Raw genomic sequence first — 19,507 nt, forward strand, 5'->3', positions numbered from 1 at the left:
CTCACCACCGGCCCTCCGGGGCCGGCGCCCTCAGGAGACTGCATGCCCGCTGCCGCCGAAGCCGCCCTCGCGGGCGGCCCCGCCGGCCCCCGCGCCCTCCGCCCGTACCTCGACACCGTCCTCGCCGCCCTCGGCGACGGCGCCGACCGCCGCCGGGGGCCGCTGCCCGCCGGCGGCCCGGCGGCCGTCGCCGCGCGGGTGCGCGCGGCCGTCCGCCCCGTGCTGCCCGACACCGGCGTCGGCGCGGAGGCGGCCCTCGCCGGCCTCGTCCGCCTCCTCGCCGAAGGCGCCGCCGACCCGGCGGACCCGCACTGCGCCGCCCACCTGCACGCCCCGCCGCTCGCCGTCGCCGCCGCGGCGGACCTCGCGGCCGGCGCGCTCAACCCGTCGCTCGACTCCTGGGACCAGGCCCCGGCCGCCGCCGAGCTGGAGGCCGAGGTGGCCGCCGCCGTCGCCGCCGAGGTCCACCCCGGCGCCGCCCGGCCCGACGCGCTGGTCACCACCGGCGGCACAGAGGCCAACCAGCTCGCGCTGCTGCTCGCCCGCGAACTCCTCGGCCCCGGCGTGCAGGTGGTCGCCGGCGCCGGCGCCCACCACAGCGTGCGGCGCGCCGCGTGGCTGCTGGGCATGCGCGCCCCGCACGCCGTGCCCACGCCGCGCGGCGTCCTGGACCCGGCCGCCGTACGGGACGTGCTCGCGGAGATCCGCGGCCCCGGCGGCGCCCCGGGCCCGGCGCTGGTCGTCGCGACCGCCGGCACCACCGACGCCGGCGCCGTCGACCCGCTGCCGGCGCTCGCCGACGCCGCCGCGGCGCACGGCGCCCGGCTGCACGTGGACGCCGCGTACGGCGGGCTGCTGCTCCTCGCCCCGGCCCGCGCGCACCTTGTCGCCGGGCTCGACCGGGCCCACACCGTCGCCCTCGACCTGCACAAGCTGGGCTGGCAGCCGATCGCCGCCGGCTTCCTGGCCGTACGCGACGACGCCGACCTGGCGCCGCTCGCGTACACCGCCGACTACCTCAGCGCCGACGACGACACCGAGGCGGGACTGCCCGCACTGCTGCACCGCTCGCTGCGCACCACCCGCCGCGCCGACGTGCTCAAGATCGCCGTCACGCTGCGCGCCCTGGGCCGCGCGGGGATCGCGGAGCTGGTGGAGCGGACGTTCACCGCGGCGGCGCACCTCGCCGAACTGGTCGAGGAGGACCCCGAGCTGGAGCTGTACGCGCCGCCGACGCTGACCACGGTCCTCTTCCGGCCCGCCGGCGCCGGCGACGCCGCGGTCGGCGCGCTGCGGCGGCGGCTGCTCACCGACGGGCACGCGGTGCTCGGCCGCGCCGAGGCGGGCGGGCGGCGCTGGCTGAAGGCCACCCTGCTCAACCCCCATGTGCACCCCGGCGACCTGCGCAACCTGCTGAAGCTCGTCACCGAGGCCCACCGGGCACCGGCCCTTACGCCCCGGCAGGAACGCGAGAACGGAGCCGCCTCCGATGCCCGCTGAGCAGACCGGCCGCCGGCGCCCCCTGGACCTCGCCGGGATCGGCATCGGCCCGTTCAACCTCTCCCTCGCCGCCCTCGCCGCCCGCGTCCGCGGCCTCACCACCGCGTTCTACGAGCGCCGCCCGGAGTTCCGCTGGCACCCCGGGCTGCTCATCGAGGGCACGACCCTCCAAGTGCCCTTCCTCGCCGACCTCGTCACGCTCGCCGACCCCACCAGCCCCTTCAGCTTCCTCAACTACCTGCGGCTGCGCGAGCGGCTCTACCCCTTCTACTTCGCGGAGCGCTTCCACGCCCACCGCGCCGAATACGACGCGTACTGCCGCTGGGTCAGCGGGCAGCTTCCCGGCCTGCACTTCGGCCACCAGGTCGAGGACGTCCGCTGGAACGCGGAGAGCGGCCTCTTCGAGGCCGACTTCGCCCAGCTCGACGCCGCCGGCGAGGCCGCCGCGCTGGGCCGCACGCACGCCCGGCACCTCGTCGTGGGGGTGGGCACCGAGCCGTACGTACCGGAGGCGCTGCGGCCGCTCGTCGGCTCGCCCACGGCCGACGTCGTGCACTCCGCCGACTACCTGCCCCACCGCGCCCGCCTCGCCGCCGCCGGGCACGTCACCGTCCTCGGCGCCGGGCAGTCCGGCGCGGAGGTCTTCCTCGACCTGCTGCGGGCCCGGCCCGCGGGCGCGGAAGGGCTGCACTGGCTGGCCCGCTCCCCGGCGTTCGCGCCCATGGAGTACAGCAAGCTGGGCCTGGAGCAGTTCACGCCCGACTACGCGCACTACTTCCACGGGCTGCCCGAGGAGGTGCGCGACGACCTGCTGCCCCGGCAGTGGCAGTTGTACAAGGGAATCGACGGCGAGACCATCGCCGCCGTGCACGACGAGCTGTACCGCCGCACCCTCGGCGGCGGCTGGCCCGACGTTGTCCTCACCCCCGGCGTCACCGTACGCACCGCCGGGCGCCTCGGCTCGGACGGCATCGAACTGCACCTGGAGCACGCCGCGCAGGGCGCCCGCGAGACGCTGCGCACCGACGCTGTGGTGCTCGCCACCGGCTACCGCGAGCGCCCGCTCGACGGCCTCCTCGCCCCGCTGGAGCCGCTGCTGCAGCGCGACGCCGCGGGCCGCCCGAAGGTCGACGAGCGGCACCGCCTGGTGCTCGACCCCGAGGTCACGGGCCGGATCTACGTGCAGAACGCCGAGCGGCACACGCACGGCGTCGGCGCGCCCGACCTGGGCCTGGCCGCGCACCGCAGTGCGGTCATCCTCGACGACGTCACCGGCGCGGAGCCGTACCCGCTGCCGAGCCGTACCGCCTTCACCACCTTCGGGCTCCGGCAGGACCGGCGCGCACGGCCCGGGGAAGCGGCGCCCCGCATCCCCGGGCCGTGCGCGCCGGATCCTGGCACAGTAAGGACATGACGAACCCGCCCCCCGCTTCCGCCCCGGCCCCCCACGGCACCCCGGACCAGCCGCGCCTCGCCGTCCGCGGCGAAGCGCGGCTCGAAGTCGACCCGGAGATCGCCCGGATCGCGGTCACCGTCGCCGTCCGCGGCACCGACCGGCGCACCGCGCTGGAGGACCTGACCCGCCGCAACGCCGAGGCGCGCGATCTGATCAGGTCGTACGGCGACGCGGTCGAGAAGCTGGAGACGGGCGCGCTGCTCGTGACCCCGGAACTCGGCCGGCACGGCCGCGGCGAGCGCGTGCGCCGCTACCACGGCCGGGTCCGGCTGGCCGCGACGTTCAGCGACTTCACCGCGCTCGGCGAGCTGAGCACCCGGGCCGCCGACCTCGAACTCACCAGCGTCGAAGGGCCGTGGTGGGCGCTGCGCCCGGACTCGCCGGTGCACCGCGAGGCGCGGCAGCAGGCGGTACGGGAGGCGGTGACGCGGGCCCGCGAGTACGCCGAGGCGGTGGGTGCGGAGCTGACGGCCGTGCTGGAGATCGCCGACGAGGGCGCGGAGCGGCAGGAGGCGTGGCTGGCGACGGAGGCGACCCGCGGCTACGGCGGCCCCGCGGTCCCCGGCGGGGAGGCGGCCCCCGCGCTCGACCTCGAACCCCAGCGACAGACTGTCTACGCACGGGTGAACGCGAGGTTCACCATGTCCCGTCCGCAACTCTGAAAGCGCTCATCAGAGCAGCGGCCCGCACGTTTTATTAGTTGTCAGCTCGATCTCAATAGACCTTCGCTCAAATGTCGTTGGGGAATGGGCAATACCCGGTTCCCTACCTGTCGGTAAGTCATAGAGTCGAATGTATGCGCCGAGCGAAGATTGTCTGCACCCTGGGCCCTGCCACCGACACATACGACCAGATCAAGGGGCTGGTCGAGGCGGGAATGGACGTCGCCAGGTTCAATCTCAGCCATGGCACCTACGCTGAGCACGAGGAGCGTTACGCGCGGGTGCGCAAGGCCGCGGACGAAACGGGGCGCAGCGTCGGCGTGCTCGCCGACCTTCAGGGCCCGAAGATCCGCCTCGGCACGTTCCGCGAAGGTCCTGTATTTCTCGAACGGGGCGATGAATTCACCATCAGCGTCGATCCGGTCGAAGGCGACCGCCAGTGCTGCGGTACGACGTACGCCGGGCTGGCCGCCGACGTCGGCCGGGGCGAGCGGATCCTCGTCGATGACGGCCGCGTCACGCTGGAGGTGACCGCCGTGGACGGGCCCCGGGTCCGCACGATGGTCATCGAGGGCGGCATGGTCTCCGACCACAAGGGCCTCAACCTGCCCGGCGTCGCCGTCTCCGTCCCCGCGCTCTCCACCAAGGACCGTGATGACCTGCGCTGGGCGCTGCGCGCCGGCGCGGACATCATCGCGCTGTCCTTCGTCCGCTCCGGGCAGGACGTCCGCGACGTCCACCGGATCATGGACGAGGAGGGCCGGCGGGTCCCCGTGATCGCCAAGGTGGAGAAGCCGCAGGCGGTGGAGAACCTGGAGGGCATCGTCGACGCCTTCGACGGGCTCATGGTGGCCCGCGGGGACCTGGGCGTGGAAATGCCGCTGGAGCAGGTGCCGATGGTGCAGAAGCGGGCGGTGAAGCTGGCCAAGCGGAACGCCAAGCCGGTCATCGTCGCCACGCAGATGCTCGACTCGATGATCGAGGCGTCCCGGCCGACGCGCGCCGAGGCGTCCGACGTGGCCAACGCGGTGATGGACGGCACGGACGCGGTGATGCTCTCCGGCGAGACGAGCGTCGGCAAGTACCCGATCCAGACGGTGCGGACGATGGGCCGGATCGTGCAGGCGGCGGAGGAGGAGATGCTCGCCAAGGGCCTGCCGCCGCTGACCGAGCGCAGCAAGCCGCGCACACAGGGCGGCGCGGTGGCGCGCGCGGCGGCGGAGATCGGCGACTTCCTCGGGGCGCGCTATCTGGTGGCGTTCACGCAGTCCGGCGACACGGTGCGGCGGCTCTCGCGCTACCGTTCGCCGATCCCGGTGCTGGCGTTCACCCCGGATCCGGCGACGCGCAGCATGCTCAACCTGACGTGGGGCGTGGAGACGTTCCTCGGCCCGATGGTGCAGACGACCGACGAGATGGTGGCGCAGGTCGACGAGCAGTTGCTGAAGATCGGCCGCTGCCGCAAGGGCGACGTCGTGGTGATCACCGCCGGCAGCCCTCCGGGCATCCCGGGCTCGACCAACCTCGTCCGCGTCCACCGCATAGGCGAGGACGACCCGGCGAGCTGACGCACCGCGGAGGTCCGCCTTCGGCGGGGCGGCCGGGTGGGTAACCGGGGCTCGCTGTGCTCGCGGGCTTCCGTGCATGCGGAACACCGCGCCCGGCCGCCGCTGCTCGCCGCAGGCGGCAGCGGTGAGTCCCGCAGCTCCCGCCGGCGCCCCCCCCGCGGACCGGGCTTTCCCCGCCCGCGCCGGGGGACAGGCGCTCAGTGCGCGGCGGACTCCCAGTCCGGGCCGACGCCCACCGCGACGTCCAGGGGCGCCCGCAGGGACACCGCGCCGGCCATCTCGCGGCGCACCAGCTCCTCCACCTGCTCGCGCTCGCCCGGCGCCACCTCCAGCACGACCTCGTCGTGCACCTGGAGCAGCAGCCGCGTCTCCAGCGACGCCGCCGTCAGCGCCCGGTCCACCCGCAGCATCGCGAGCTTCACGATGTCGGCCGCCGTGCCCTGGATCGGCGCGTTGAGCGCCATCCGCTCGGCCATCTCGCGCCGCTGGCGGTTGTCGCTGTTGAGGTCGGGCAGATAGCGGCGGCGGCCGAACATCGTCTCCGTGTAGCCCGTCGCCCGCGCCTCGTCGACGACATGGCGCAGATAGTCCCGGACGCCGCCGAACCGCTCGAAGTAGTTCTCCATCAGCTTGCGGGCCTCGGCCGCCTCGATGCCGAGCTGCTGCGAGAGGCCGAACGCGGACAGCCCGTAGGCCAGCCCGTACGACATCGCCTTGATCTTCCGGCGCATCTCGGCGTCGACCTCGGTGCGCGGCACCGCGAACACCTGTGAGGCGACCGTGTCGTGCAGGTCCTCGCCGGAGGTGAACGCCTCGATCAGGCCCTCGTCCTCCGACAGATGGGCCATCACGCGCAGCTCGATCTGGCTGTAGTCGGCGGTCAGCAGCGACTCGTACCCCTCGCCGACGACGAAGCCGCGCCGGATCGCCCGGCCCTCGTCGGTACGGATGGGCACGTTCTGCAGGTTCGGATCCGTGGAGGACAGCCGGCCGGTGGCGGCGACGGTCTGGCTGAACGTGGTGTGGATCCGGCCGTCCGCCGCGATGGTCTTGATCAGCCCCTCGACCGTGGAGCGCAGCCGGGCCTGCTCGCGGTGGCGCAGCATGATGACCGGCAGCTCGTGGTCGGTCTTGGTGGCGAGCCAGGCCAGCGCGTCGGCGTCCGTCGTGTAGCCCGTCTTGGTCTTCTTCGTCTTCGGCAGATCCAGCTCGCCGAAGAAGACCTCCTGCAACTGCTTGGGCGAGCCGAGGTTGAACTCGTGCCCCACCGCGTCGTGCGCCTCCCGGACGGCCTGCTGCACCGCGCCGGCGAACTGCTCCTCCATGGCCACCAGATGGGCCCGGTCGACGGCGACGCCGGCCCGCTCCATCCCCGCCAGCACCGCGGAGACCGGCAGCTCCATGTCGCCCAGCAGCTCCGCCGCGCCGACCTGCGCCAGCTTCTCCGACAGCGCCTCGCCGAGGTCCAGGACCGTACGGGCCGTGCGCATCAGCGCGTCCCGCTCGGCCGCCTCCTGGTCGCCCTCCGCGCCGTCGAGGCCCAGCTCCAGTTGCCCGTCGGCCGCCGGGGGCTCCAACTCGCGGCCAAGATAGGCGATCGAGAGCGCGTCGAGCGCGAACGTCCGCCGGCCGGGGGTGACCAGATAGGCGGCCAGGGCCGTGTCCATCGCCACGCCCTCGACCGTCCAGCCGTGCTCGGCGAAGACGCGCATCGCGCTCTTCGCGTCGTGCACCGTCTTGGCGCTGCCGGGGTCCGCGAGCCAGCCCGCGAACGCCTGCTCGTCCGCGGCGTCCAGCCGGGCCGGGTCGAACCACGCGGCGGGGCCCTCCGCGGTGGCCAGAGCGACCTCGGAGACGCTGCCGACGCCGAGCTGCCAGGTGCCGACGGTGGCCATGCCGAGGGGCACGGAGCCGTGCTCGGCGAGCCACGGTGCCAGCTCGCCCGTCGCCAGCACCCGGCCGTCGACCTGCACCCCCGGCTCCGGCTCGACCACCGCCTCGGCGGCGCCCGGGTCGGCGTTGAACAGCCGCTCGCGGAAGTTGGGGTTGCGGAACTCCAGGGCGTCCATGACGACCTGGAGCGCCGTCCTGTCGTACGGCTTGCGCTCCAGCTCCTCGGGCCGGGCGGGCAGCTCGACGGCGCGGTCCAGCTCGGTCAGGCGGCGGTTGAGCTTCACCGCGTCGAGGTGGTCGCGCAGATTCTGTCCGGCCTTGCCCTTGACCTCCTCGGCCCGTTCGGCCAGCTCCGCGAACGACCCGAACTGCTTGATCCACTTGGCCGCGGTCTTCTCGCCGACGCCCGGGATGCCGGGCAGGTTGTCGGAGGGGTCGCCGCGCAGGGCGGCGAAGTCCGGGTACTGCGCGGGGGTCAGGCCGTACCGCTCCTCGACCTTCTCCGGGGTGAAGCGGGTCAGCTCGGAGACGCCCTTGGTGGGATAGAGCACCGTCACCTGGTCGGAGACGAGCTGGAAGGAGTCCCGGTCGCCGGTGACGATCAGCACCTCGAACCCGGCCGCCTCGGCCTGCGTGGCCAGCGTGGCGATCACGTCGTCCGCCTCGAAGCCCTCGACGGCGAAGCGCGGCACGTTCATCGCGTCCAGCAGCTCGCCGATCAGCTCGACCTGGCCCTTGAAGTCGTCGGGCGTCGACGACCGGTTCGCCTTGTAGTCAGCGAACTCCGCGGAGCGCCAGGTCTTGCGCGAGACGTCGAAGGCGACGGCCAGATGCGTCGGCGCCTCGTCACGCAACGTGTTCGACAGCATCGACGTGAAGCCGTAGATCGCATTGGTGACCTGCCCGCCGACGGTGGAGAAGTTCTCCGCGGGCAGCGCGAAGAACGCCCTGTATGCCAGGGAATGTCCGTCCAGCAGCATCAGGCGGGGGCGATGGGTCTTCGATCCGTTCTCAGCCACGGTCCTGATCCTGCCATGCCGCACTGACAACGGAGCCCGTGACGGTGCGGCATGGCAGGATCGGAACCGTACACCCCACCGGAGAAAGGGTGACCGCCATGGCCGGCAAACCGCCCGTCGGCGACCCCGTACAGGACGCCCCCGAGGTCACCTCGCCCCAGCAGTCGGCCGTCGGCGCCGCCGCCATCGCGCACGCGCTCCGCACCGGGCAGGAACAGATGGGCGTACGGCGTACGGCCCGCACCCTGCTGCGCGTCAACCAGCGCGACGGCTTCGACTGCCCCGGCTGCGCCTGGCCCGACCCGGACAAGCCGCACACCTTCGAGTTCTGCGAGAACGGCGCCAAGGCCGTCGCCGAGGAGGCGACGCTGCGCCGCGTCACCCCCGAGTTCTTCGCCGCGCACCCCGTCGCGGACCTCGCCGGCCGCAGCGGCTACTGGCTGGGCCAGCAGGGCAGGCTCACCCACCCCGTGTACCTCGCCGAGGGCGCCGAGACGTACGAGCCGGTCTCCTGGGAGCGGGCGTTCGCCATCGTCGCCGAGGAACTGACCGCCCTCGACTCACCCGACGAGGCGGTCTTCTACACCTCCGGGCGTACCGGCAACGAGGCCGCGTTCCTCTACCAGCTCTTCGCCCGCGAGTTCGGCACGAACAACCTGCCGGACTGCTCGAACCTCTGCCACGAGTCGTCCGGCTCCGCGCTCACCGAGACCCTGGGCGTCGGCAAGGGCAGCGTCCTGCTCGACGACCTCCATCAGGCCGACCTGATCATCGTCGCCGGCCAGAACCCGGGCACCAACCACCCGCGCATGCTCACCGCGCTGGAGCGCGCCAAGCAGAACGGCGCCCGCATCATCACCGTCAACCCGCTGCCGGAACCCGCCATGGTCCGGTTCAAGAACCCCCAGACCGTACGCGGCCTCGCGCGCGGGGGCACCCCGCTGACCGACCTCTTCCTCCAGGTCCGCGTCGGCGGCGACCAGGCACTCTTCCGCGCCCTGGCCCGGCGGGTCCTCGCCGCGCACGACTCCGGCGGCAAGGCCGTCGACGAGGAGTTCATCGAGGAGCACACCCACGGCTACGAGGAGTACGCCGCCGCCGCCCGCGGCTACACCGACGCGGACGCCGAGCGCGCCACCGGCCTGACCGCCGCCGACCTCGACCGCGCCGCGGAACTGGTGCTGGCCGCCGACAAGATCGTCGTCTGCTGGGCGATGGGCCTCACCCAGCACAAGCACGCCGTGCCCACCATCAAGGAGATCGTCAGCTTCCTGCTCCTCGGCGGCCACGTCGGCCGCCCCGGCGCCGGCGTCTGCCCCGTGCGCGGCCACAGCAACGTCCAGGGCGACCGCACCATGGGCATCTTCGAGCGCCCCGCGCCCGCCTTCCTGGACGCGCTGCGCAAGGAGTTCGGCTTCGACCCGCCCCGCCACCACGGCTACGACGTCGTACGCGCCATCCGCGCGCTGCGCGACGGCGCCGCCAAGGTCTTCTTCGCGGTCGGCGGCAACTTCGTCTCCGCCTCGCCCGACACCGAGGTCACCGAGGCCGCGATGCGCCGTGCCCGGCTCACGGTGCACGTCTCGACCAAGCTCAACCGCAGCCACGTCGTCACCGGCGCCCGCGCGCTCATCCTGCCCACCCTCGGCCGCACCGAGCGCGACCGGCAGCCGGGGCCCGACGGCCGCGGCCACGAGCAGTTCGTCACCGTCGAGGACTCCATGGGCGTCGTGCACGCCTCCCGCGGCCGGCTCGCGCCCGCCGGCGACGCGCTGCTGTCGGAGGTCGCGATCATCTGCCGGCTGGCCCGCGCGGTGCTGGGGGAGGACAGCGCCACGCCCTGGGAGGAGTTCAGCAGTGACTACGGGCGCATCCGCGACCGCATCGCGCGCGTGGTGCCCGGCTTCGAGGACTTCGACGCCCGCGTCCGCCGCCCCGGCGGCTTCACCCTGCCGCACGCCCCGCGCGACGAGCGGCGCTTCCCCACGAGCACCGGCAAGGCCCACTTCACCGCGGGCCCCGTGACGTACCCCGAGGTGCCCGAGGGGCGGCTGCTGCTGCAGACGCTGCGCAGCCACGACCAGTACAACACCACGATCTACGGCCTGGACGACCGCTACCGCGGCGTGCGCGGCGGGCGGCGCGTCGTCTTCGTCCACCCCGGCGACGCCGCGGACCTCGGCCTCGCCGACGGCGCGTACGCGGACATCGTCGGCGAGTGGCACGACGGCGTCGAGCGGCGCGCGGACGGCTTCCGCGTCGTGCACTACCCGACGGCCCGGGGCTGCGCGGCCGCGTACTACCCGGAGACCAACGTGCTGGTGCCGCTGGACTCCACCGCGGACACGAGCAACACCCCCACGAGCAAGTCCCTGGTGGTCAGGCTGGAACCGGCCGCGTCTACGGTGGAGCCCGACACGACGGCGTAAAGGACGGAGCCGGGCGCCCATGGGCGAGCACACCACGAAGTTCCCCCGAGAGATCCTCGACGAGTTCGCCGGCGTCGGCGTCGACCTGGAGAAGCTGTTCTCCGCCGGAGCCCTCGGGCAGCGCATGGGCCTGCGGGTGCTGGAGGCGGCGCCGGAGCGGGTCGTGGGCACGCTGCCAGTGGAGGGCAACACGCAGCCGTACGGGCTCCTGCACGGCGGCGCCTCCGCGGTGCTCGCCGAGACCCTGGGCTCCGTCGGCGCGATGCTGCACGGCGGCCCGGCGAAGGCCGCCGTCGGCGTCGACCTCAACTGCACCCACCACCGGGGCCTGCGCGCGGGCGTCGTCACCGGCGTCGCCACCCCGCTGCACCGCGGCCGGTCCACCGCGACGTACGAGATCGTCGTCAGCGACGAGGAGGGCCGCCGGGTGTGCACCGCACGGCTCACCTGCCTGCTGCGCGACGCCTGACCCCGCGGCGGACCGGCGCACGGCGGCGGCCGGGACGGTCCGGGGACCGCCGGCCGCCGCCGCAAGGCGTCAGTGGCGCGGCCCCCTCAGCCCGTCCCTGACGACGACCTTCTTCACCGGCTTGCGCTCCCCGCGGGCGTGCGTCCGCTTGGTCTTCTTGCAGTGCCCCCGGGGCACGTCCTTCACGTGCACCCGCTTGCCGGTCTGGCCCGCCGGGCCGGCCGGACCGTGCGAGACGTGCTTGCCCTGCGTCGCGCACGGTCGCTGCGGCGCGGCGTGCCCCTCGGCTGCGCTCGCCGCGCCCGCGGTGCCGAGCAGTACCGCCAGCGCCGCGACCGCGGTGACCGCGGCGCGCTTCATCGTCACGTTCATGGTGAGACATCCCTTCCGTGCCGGTCCGTCCGGCACGTGCACCACCATCGACCGCGCCGGCCCGCGCGCCCGAACTTCCGCCGCCCGCCCGCGTGTCCCGCCGCGGGACACCGCGGCGGACCCGGGGATGAGAAGCACATGAGAATCGCTCACCCGATACGCTCAGAGCGGCCGCCCCCGGGGCCGTCCGCTCTCATCCCGCTCTCATGGTTCTCAGCACGCCCTCACCCTGGCGGCGCCGACGCCTCGTGCGGAATTCACCCGTCCGGGCGGTGAGAGGCAGTGCCCGGTACGGGATTCCGCAGGTCTGCCCCAGCCCTCCGAGGTCGCTGTGACCAGCGCCACTCGGCGTGAATCAAACTGGCTATGACCTGCACGTTTAGAGAACATGCCGCGCGGGTACGTTGCCCGTCTCACAAACGCCTTCTAGCCTCGGGGCGCATGAACCTCCTCCGGAAGCTGAATCACAAGCTCGGCGCAACCACGGGTTACGAGATCCGCAAGGCCGGGCTGCCGCATGCGCCTGCCCCGAAACCCGCCCCGGCCAAGGAGCCCGCGGAGACGAAGCCGGTCGCGCAGGTCGCGTACCGCCCCCCGGAGGATCCCGAAGTCGACCGGCTACTCCGGCGGCCCGTGTTCATCATGTCGCCGGTACGCTCCGGCTCCACCCTGCTGCGCCTGCTCCTCAACGCGCACTCGCGCCTGCACTCCGCGCACGAGCTGCACTTCCGCCGGCTGGAGGTCACCGCCGGCACCAAGCTCGCCGAGCGCGCCATGGCCGAGCTGGGCCTGGAGCGCGGCGACCTGGAGCACCTCATCTGGGACCGGGTGCTCCACCGTGAGCTGGTGCGCTCCGGCAAGGACTTCCTGGTGGAGAAGACGCCCAGCAACACCTTCGCGTACAAGCGCATCGCCGCCTGCTGGCCCGACGCCCGGTTCATCTTCCTCCTCCGCCACCCCGCCTCCATCGCCCGCTCCTGGTACGAGGCCGACCCGGAGAAGCGCACCGAGGAGGAGGCCGCCCTCGACGCGCTGCGCTACATGCGCGCCACCGAACGCGCCCGCCAGGCCCTGCCGGGCCACGTGGTGCGGTACGAGGAGCTGACCGACGACCCCGAGTCCGCCATGAAGGGCATCTGCTCCTACCTGGAGATCGACTTCGAGCCCGGCATGCTCGACTACGGCTCCCGGACCCAGACCAGCTACAAGAAGGGTCTCGGCGACTGGAAGGACAAGATCCGCAGCGGCCAGGTGCAGGCCGGCCGCGCGCTGCCGGCCGAGGAGGAGATCCCCGAGCCCCTGCGCGAGATCAGCGCCGCCTGGGGCTACCTCGAAGGCGGAGCGGATCAGGCCGCCGCGGCCGTCGCCCGCGAGCCGCACGCCGAGATCGCCGAGGTCTGGCCCCGCGACGGCGCCGTACGCCTCACCGGCAGCCTGCACGGCGTCACCGGCGGCCGCGGCCCCTGGGAACTGCTCCTCGTCCGGCGCGACCACGAGGACCAGCAGTTGCGCTACCCGGCGGACCTTGCGGACGGCGGGTTCGACGTCACGGTGCCCGTCGCCGACCTCGCGCCCGCGGGGCTGACCACCCCGGCCCAGTGGGACATCCACCTGGCCGCGCCCGAGGGCGACAGGGAGGTCCGGCTGCGTGCCGGCCGCCACCTCGACGGGATCACCGGCAAGAAGAACATCATGGTCTTCCCCGGCCAGCCCGCCGAGATCGACGGCGCGGACGTCGAGGTCAAGCCGTACTACACCATCAAGGACAACCTCTCCGTCGAGGTACTGCCGGCCTCATGAAGATCCGCTATCTGCTCATGCACGCCTACGGCACCGGCGGGACCATCCGCACCGTGTTCAACCAGGCCGGGTCCATGGCCGCCGCGGGCCACGACGTCGAGATCGCCAGCATGCAGCGCACCCGCGACGAGCCCCACTTCCCCCTCCACCCGAAGGTCACCATCACCACCCTGGTCGACCAGCGGCCCGGCGCCCGCGAGGCGGAGCTGGCCGCGGCCGGGGCCCGGGCGGCGGAGAAGCGCGTCGAGCGCGAGGGCCAGCTGCCCCGGCACATCCCGTCGGGGGAGTTCGCGTACGAGCGCTACAACCGGTACATCGAGGACACCGTCATCGACTGGCTGGAGCGGCAGCACGACGCCGTGATCGTCCCGACCCGCCCCGGGCTGAACTTCCTCACCGCCCGGTTCACCCCGCGCTCCTGCCACAAGATCGCCCAGGAGCACATGAACCTGGGCACGCACCCCTCGGACATCCGCGCCGCCATCCAGCGCGAGTACCCCCGGTTCGACGCCGTCGCCGTCCTCACCCACGGTGACCGCGAGGACTACCAGGAGCTGCTGCCCGGCACCCGCGTCGTCCGCATCCCCAACGCCGTGCACACCGGCGACAAGAAGCTGACCACCTACGCGGCACACGTCGCCGTGGCCGCCGGCCGGCTCTTCCCCCAGAAGGGCTTCGACATGCTGATCCCCGCGTGGGCGCAGCTCGTGGAGAAGTTCCCCGACTGGCAACTGCGCATCTTCGGCACCGGCGAGAAGAAGGCCGAGCTGCGCCGGCTGATCAACGAGAACCACCTGTACAACCACGTCTTTCTGATGGGGCACACGCACAAACTGGACGACGAACTTGCGAGAGCATCCTTTTATGTGCTCAGCTCGCGGTTCGAGGGCCTGCCCATGGTGATGATCGAATCGATGACCCACGGACTCCCCGTGGTCAGCTTCGACTGCCCGACGGGTCCCGCCGACGTGCTCACCCACGGGAAGGACGGGCTGCTGGTGCCCCGTAAGGACGTGGACGGGCTCGCCGAGGCCATGGGGCAGCTCATGGACGACGAGGGCCTACGGGCCGACATGGGAGCGGCGGCACTGCAGACGTCGCGCTCCTACACTCCCGAGGCGGTCCATCCGCAGTGGGAGGCACTTTTCGAGGAGATTCACGGGAGTGGGAGTGCCTGACAACGCACCCGGCGCCGACGGCGTACACGCGCGCGGCGCCACGATCTGGCTCACCGGCCTGCCCAGCGCCGGCAAGACGACGCTGGCGCGCACCTTCGGCGAGCGGCTCCGGGACGCCGGCCACCGGGTGGAGGTGCTGGACGGCGACGAGATCCGGGAATTCCTCACCGCCGGCCTCGGTTTCTCCCGGGAGGACCGCGACACCAACGTGCAGCGCATCGGCTTCGTCGCCGAACTCCTCGCGTCGCACGGCGTGAAGGTCCTCGTGCCGGTGATCGCCCCGTACGCGGACAGCCGCGAGGCGGTGCGCAAGCGCCACCAGACGGAGGGTACGACGTATGTGGAGGTACACGTGGCCACGCCCGTCGACGTCTGCGCCGAGCGCGACGTGAAGGGCCTCTACGCCAAGCAGGCGGCCGGCGAGATCTCCGGACTCACCGGCGTGGACGACCCGTACGAGCCGCCCGCGGACCCCGATCTGCGCATCCCCACGCACGAGCAGAGTGTCGAACAATCCGCGGCGATGCTTCACGCCGCACTGGTGGAACGAGGTCTCGCATGAGCCGGTTCGAGCAGGCCGCCGCCCAGGACTTCCAGTTGCCGCACCTGGACGTGCTGGAGTCCGAGGCGGTGCACATCTTCCGCGAGGTCGCGGGGGAGTTCGAGCGTCCGGTGATTCTCTTCTCCGGCGGCAAGGACTCCATCGTGATGCTCCACCTGGCGCTGAAGGCGTTCGCGCCGGCCCCGCCGCCGTTCGCGCTGCTGCACGTCGATACGGGGCACAACTTCCCCGAGGTGCTGGAGTACCGCGACCGCGTCGCCGCGCAGCACAACCTGCGGCTGCACGTCGCCTCCGTCCAGGAGTTCATCGACCGCGGCGAGCTGAAGGAGCGTGCCGACGGCACCCGCAACCCGCTGCAGACCGTGCCGCTGCTGCGCGCCATCGAGGAGGCCCGCTACGACGCGGTCTTCGGCGGCGGCCGCCGCGACGAGGAGAAGGCCCGCGCCAAGGAGCGCATCTTCTCCCTGCGCGACGAGTTCGGCGGCTGGGACCCGCGCCGCCAGCGCCCCGAGCTGTGGCAGCTCTACAACGGCAAGCACGCTGTCGGCGAGCACGTCCGGGTCTTCCCGCTGTCCAACTTCACCGAGCTGGACGTCTGGCAGTACATCGCCCGCGAGAAGATCGTGCTCCCGGAGATCTACTACGCGCACCGCCGCGAGGTCTTCCTCCGCAGCGGCATGTGGCTCGCCCCCGGCGAGTGGGGCGGCGCCAAGCAGGGCGAGCGCGTCGAGACCCGCACGGTGCGCTACCGCACCGTCGGCGACATGTCCTGCACCGGTGCCGTCGACTCCGACGCCGACACCATCGAGAAGGTCATCGCCGAGATCGCCGCCACCCGCCTCACCGAGCGCGGCGCCACCAGGGCCGACGACAAGATGTCCGAGGCCGCCATGGAAGACCGCAAGCGCGAAGGCTACTTCTGATCATGACTGTGAACCCACCCGCCCCCGCCACGGAGCCGGCCGCGCTCACCGAGGTCTCCCTGCTGCGCTTCGCCACCGCGGGCAGCGTCGACGACGGCAAGTCGACCCTCGTCGGCCGGCTGCTGCACGACTCCAAGTCGGTCCTCGCCGACCAGTTGGAGGCCGTCGAGCGCGCCTCCGCCAGCCGCGGGCAGGAGGCCCCCGACCTGGCGCTGCTCACCGACGGGCTGCGCGCCGAGCGCGAGCAGGGCATCACCATCGACGTGGCGTACCGCTACTTCGCCACCCCGCGGCGCCGCTTCATTCTCGCCGACACCCCCGGCCACGTGCAGTACACCCGCAACATGGTCACCGGCGCCTCCACCGCCGAACTGGCGGTCATCCTCGTGGACGCCCGGCACGGCGTCGTCGAGCAGACCCGCAGGCACGCCGCGGTGGCCGCGCTGCTGCGCGTGCCGCACGTGGTCCTGGCCGTCAACAAGATGGACCTCGTCGGCTACGCGGAGGACGTCTTCGCCGCCATCGCCGCCGAGTTCACCACGTACGCCAAGGCCCTCGGCGTGCCCGCCGTGACCACCATCCCGATCTCGGCGCTGGAGGGCGACAACGTCGTCACCCCGTCGGCCGTCATGGACTGGTACGCGGGCCCCACGGTGCTGGAGCACCTGGAGACCGTCCAGATCGACCACGACCCGCGCGGCCGCGTGACCCGCTTCCCCGTGCAGTACGTGATCCGTCCGCAGACCGCGGAGCACCGCGACTACCGCGGCTACGCCGGGAAGATCGCCTCCGGCATCTTCCACGTCGGCCAGCCCGTCACCGTGCTGCCCTCGGGCCACACCTCCAGCGTCGCCGCCATCGACGTGCTGGGAGAGAGCGTCGACGCCGCGTGGGCGCCGCAGTCGGTCACCATCCGGCTCGCCGACGACATCGACATCTCCCGCGGCGACATGATCGCCCCCACCGAGCAGGCCCCCGACGCCACGCAGGACATCCAGGCCACCGTCTGCCACCTGCACGACACCGCGCTCACCCCAGGCGCCCGGGTGCTGCTCAAGCACACCACCCGCACCGTCAAGGCGATCGTCAAGCAGATCCCCGACCGGCTCACGCTGGACGACCTCTCCCACCACCCCTCCCCGGGGTCCCTGGAGGTCAACGACATCGGCCGCGTCGTGCTCCGCACCTCGGAGCCGCTGCCGATGGACGCCTACGGCGACTGCCGGCGCACCGGCTCGTTCCTGCTGATCGACCCCGCCGACGGCTCCACCCTCGCCGCGGGCATGGCGGGCGCCGCGTTCGCAGGCGCGGACAGCGAGAAGCGGGCCGAACTCGACGACGCCGAGTGGGACTTCTGACCGTACCCCGCCCGGCCGCCGGCCCGCGGGGACGCTGACGGCGTCCCGCGGACCGGCCGCGGGCCACGTCCGGACGGCGGCGGCGGGAGCGGGGCCCCGGCCCCGGCACCCGCCGCCGCGTACGTTCGGTAGTCGGACGCGGGTGCGTACGGACCGCTGCGCAGCGGCCCGTACGCCCTTACTCTGTCGGCCATGAGCGCCCCCACCCGGCCCGAGCCCGGCCCCGAGCCGGACCCCGGCCCGCCCGCGGAGATCCTCGGCGGCGGCTCCGCGGGGCCGCGCCTCGGCGAGCGCTGGACCGCGCTGCCGCCCCGCTTCCGCCGGCTCGCCGCCGCCGGCGCCGGACTCGCCGTGCTGGCCGCCGCCGGCGGATACGCCCTGGCCACACGGCCGGAGCCGGAGCCGCCCGCGCCCGTACCGTACCCGCTCCAGTCCACTCACTTCTCCTTTCTCGGGATAGAAACCCCCAAAGCGGGCGATAACGTCTTTGACGCCCAGCTCATGGCCACCTCGGAGAGCGGCGCCTCACTGGAGAAGATCACCCAGGGCTACAGCGGCCTGAAGCTGTCCGTCCGGCCCGCGCTGCCGCTGGACCTCGCCGAGGGCCAACCCACCCGGGTCACCGTCAGGTTCGAGGTCGTCCGGTGCGCGGGGCTCCCCCTCGACGCCAGCCTGCCCTCGCTGCGCGTAACGCTGCGTAACATGCGCGCAATACAGGACTACAGCTCCATCCTCGGCGGGACCTACGCCGCCGAACTGTCCCGGGCGCTCCGTACGATATGCGAACCCGCCTCGCGGGCGGCTCCCGGCGCATAGGACACCAGCAGCGGCTTCGCGCCCGTTCGGGCGTCCGGACTCCGCGGATCCGGCGCAGACCGCGCCCGCCGACGCGGAAGGTGGCTGTAAGGGTCATAACAAGAGAGTCACAGCATTGCCTGCACCTCTGCCCCCTCGACCCGGGGCGGCTTAGAGTCACGCCCAGTCACCGCGCAGCAGGTCACCTTCCGACGCCTGCCGCGTGCACCGGCCCACTCTGCGCAGTCGAGGCCGCGCCAGGGGAAAGGACTGATCGTGCGTCACCGTTCCTTGCTCATACTCACCACTGCGGTCACCGCAGGGGCTCTCACGCTGTCTGCTTGCGGTTCCCGCGACGACGACAGCGAAGGTGGGGGCGGTGGCGACGGAACGACCGTCGTTATCGGCCTCGACGCCCCGCTGACGGGCGACCTCTCGGCCCTGGGCATCGGCATCCAGAACTCCGCCGAGCTCGCCGTGAAGACTGCCAACAAGAACGAGGAGGTCAAGGGCGTCACGTTCGAGCTCGAGCCCCTCGACGACGTGGCACAGGCCCAGCAGGGCCAGCAGAACGCCACCAAGCTCGTCGGCAACGAGGACGTCATGGGCGTCGTCGGCCCGCTCAACTCCGACGTCGGCCAGTCCATGCAGAAGGTCTTCGCCGACGCCGACCTGGTCCAGGTCTCGCCCGCCAACACCAACCCCGCCCTGACCCAGGGCGAGGAGTGGCAGGACGGCGAGAAGACCCGGCCGTTCGACACGTACTTCCGCGTGTCCACCACCGACGCCATCCAGGGCCCGTACGCGGCGCAGTACCTCTACAACGAGGAGAAGCTGCAGAAGGTCTTCGTCATCGACGACAAGAAGACCTACGGCGCCGGCCTCGCCGGCACCTTCGCCGACGAGTTCGAGAAGCTCGGCGGCAAGGTCGTCGGGACCGACCACGTCAACCCCGACGACAAGGACTTCGCGGCCATCGCCACGAAGGTCAAGAACTCCGGCGCCGACTTCGTCTACTACGGCGGCGAGTACCCGGCCGGCGCCCCGCTTGCCGCCCAGGTCAAGAAGGCCGGGGCCAAGATCCCGACCGTCGGCGGCGACGCGCTGTTCAGCGCCGAGTACGTCGCCCTCGCCAAGGAGAACGCCGAGGGCGACATGGCCAGCTCCGTCGGCGCCCCGCTGACCGAGCTGGACACCGCCAAGGAGTTCATCAAGAACTACGAGGCGGCCGGCTACGAGGACGCCTACGAGGCGTACGGCGGCTACTCCTACGACTCCACCTGGGCCATCATCCAGGCCGTGAAGACCGTCGTCGAAGAGAACGACGGCGAACTGCCCGGTGACACGGACGAGGCCCGCAAGGCCATCACCGAGGCCATGAACGACGTTTCCTTCGAGGGCGTGACCGGCAAGGTCGGCTTCGACGAGTTCGGCGACACCACCAACAAGCAGCTGTCGCTGTACCAGGTCAAGGACGGCGAGCACGTGCCGCTGACCAGCGGCGAGTTCGAAGGCTGACCGGG

15 protein-coding genes are annotated in these 19,507 nt (G+C 72.6%); 13 read left to right on the forward strand and 2 right to left on the reverse strand.

Annotation, left to right across the window (positions count from 1 at the left end):
• Positions 1 to 42 precede the first annotated feature (42 nt).
• The 4 genes from FB457_RS15150 to pyk all read left to right on the forward strand — a co-directional run bounded on the left by FB457_RS15150 (position 43) and on the right by pyk (position 5,186).
• Positions 43 to 1,500 carry an aminotransferase class V-fold PLP-dependent enzyme gene (locus FB457_RS15150; protein WP_145782197.1) on the forward strand — a complete coding sequence of 486 codons (1,458 nt, stop codon included), beginning with the start codon at positions 43 to 45 and terminating at the stop codon, positions 1,498 to 1,500.
• Complete coding sequence (locus FB457_RS15155; RefSeq protein ID WP_145782198.1) at positions 1,490 to 2,914, forward strand: SidA/IucD/PvdA family monooxygenase; 1,425 nt, start codon at positions 1,490 to 1,492, stop codon at positions 2,912 to 2,914. Before FB457_RS15150 ends, FB457_RS15155 begins: the two co-directional genes overlap by 11 nt.
• On the forward strand, positions 2,911 to 3,618 hold the full coding sequence (locus FB457_RS15160; protein ID WP_047015187.1) for an SIMPL domain-containing protein: 708 nt from the start codon (positions 2,911 to 2,913) through the stop codon (positions 3,616 to 3,618). The genes FB457_RS15155 and FB457_RS15160 overlap by 4 nt, the downstream gene beginning before the upstream one ends.
• 134 nt (positions 3,619 to 3,752) lie before the next feature.
• Positions 3,753 to 5,186, forward strand: coding sequence for a pyruvate kinase (gene pyk / locus FB457_RS15165; RefSeq protein WP_047015186.1), 1,434 nt, complete (start codon positions 3,753 to 3,755; stop codon positions 5,184 to 5,186).
• Between the two features lie 197 nt (positions 5,187 to 5,383).
• Here pyk and polA read toward each other — a convergent pair whose 3' ends face one another.
• Positions 5,384 to 8,059: a DNA polymerase I gene (gene polA / locus FB457_RS15170; protein WP_078898172.1), complete on the reverse strand. Its 2,676-nt coding sequence runs from the start codon at positions 8,057 to 8,059 to the stop codon at positions 5,384 to 5,386.
• A gap of 137 nt (positions 8,060 to 8,196) precedes the next feature.
• Here polA and FB457_RS15175 point away from each other — a divergent pair, with 137 nt between their 5' ends.
• Together FB457_RS15175 and FB457_RS15180 are read left to right on the forward strand one after the other, a co-directional pair.
• Positions 8,197 to 10,527 carry an FdhF/YdeP family oxidoreductase gene (locus FB457_RS15175; protein WP_145782199.1) on the forward strand — a complete coding sequence of 777 codons (2,331 nt, stop codon included), beginning with the start codon at positions 8,197 to 8,199 and terminating at the stop codon, positions 10,525 to 10,527.
• Positions 10,528 to 10,546: 19 nt separating this feature from the next.
• Positions 10,547 to 10,996: a PaaI family thioesterase gene (locus tag FB457_RS15180; protein WP_047015184.1), complete on the forward strand. Its 450-nt coding sequence runs from the start codon at positions 10,547 to 10,549 to the stop codon at positions 10,994 to 10,996.
• Between the two features lie 69 nt (positions 10,997 to 11,065).
• Here the strand turns inward: FB457_RS15180 and FB457_RS15185 are convergent, their stop codons facing one another.
• Positions 11,066 to 11,368, reverse strand: coding sequence for a hypothetical protein (locus FB457_RS15185; protein ID WP_047015183.1), 303 nt, complete (start codon positions 11,366 to 11,368; stop codon positions 11,066 to 11,068).
• Positions 11,369 to 11,809: 441 nt separating this feature from the next.
• On the opposite strand from FB457_RS15185, the gene FB457_RS15190 reads away from it, so the two are divergent.
• The 7 genes from FB457_RS15190 (at position 11,810) to FB457_RS15220 (ending at position 19,502) form a co-directional block, all read left to right on the forward strand.
• Positions 11,810 to 13,168: a sulfotransferase family protein gene (locus tag FB457_RS15190; RefSeq protein WP_047015182.1), complete on the forward strand. Its 1,359-nt coding sequence runs from the start codon at positions 11,810 to 11,812 to the stop codon at positions 13,166 to 13,168.
• The gene (locus FB457_RS15195) at positions 13,165 to 14,346 is read left to right on the forward strand and encodes a glycosyltransferase family 4 protein (RefSeq protein WP_145782201.1); all 1,182 of its coding nucleotides are present in this window, start codon (positions 13,165 to 13,167) and stop codon (positions 14,344 to 14,346) included. Before FB457_RS15190 ends, FB457_RS15195 begins: the two co-directional genes overlap by 4 nt.
• Positions 14,339 to 14,908, forward strand: a complete 570-nt coding sequence (gene cysC, locus FB457_RS15200) for an adenylyl-sulfate kinase (protein WP_047015180.1) — start codon at positions 14,339 to 14,341, stop codon at positions 14,906 to 14,908. Before FB457_RS15195 ends, cysC begins: the two co-directional genes overlap by 8 nt.
• Complete coding sequence (gene cysD, locus FB457_RS15205; protein ID WP_047015179.1) at positions 14,905 to 15,831, forward strand: sulfate adenylyltransferase subunit CysD; 927 nt, start codon at positions 14,905 to 14,907, stop codon at positions 15,829 to 15,831. The genes cysC and cysD overlap by 4 nt, the downstream gene beginning before the upstream one ends.
• Before the next feature lie 2 nt (positions 15,832 to 15,833).
• Entirely contained in the window at positions 15,834 to 17,189 is a 1,356-nt protein-coding gene (locus tag FB457_RS15210) for a sulfate adenylyltransferase subunit 1 (protein WP_047015178.1), read from the forward strand.
• Positions 17,190 to 17,381: 192 nt separating this feature from the next.
• Entirely contained in the window at positions 17,382 to 18,005 is a 624-nt protein-coding gene (locus FB457_RS15215; protein WP_145782202.1) for a hypothetical protein, read from the forward strand.
• 255 nt (positions 18,006 to 18,260) lie between these two features.
• Positions 18,261 to 19,502: a branched-chain amino acid ABC transporter substrate-binding protein gene (locus FB457_RS15220; RefSeq protein WP_047015176.1), complete on the forward strand. Its 1,242-nt coding sequence runs from the start codon at positions 18,261 to 18,263 to the stop codon at positions 19,500 to 19,502.
• Positions 19,503 to 19,507: the final 5 nt, after the last annotated feature.

It is taken from the genome of Streptomyces sp. CNZ287 (assembly GCF_007827615.1).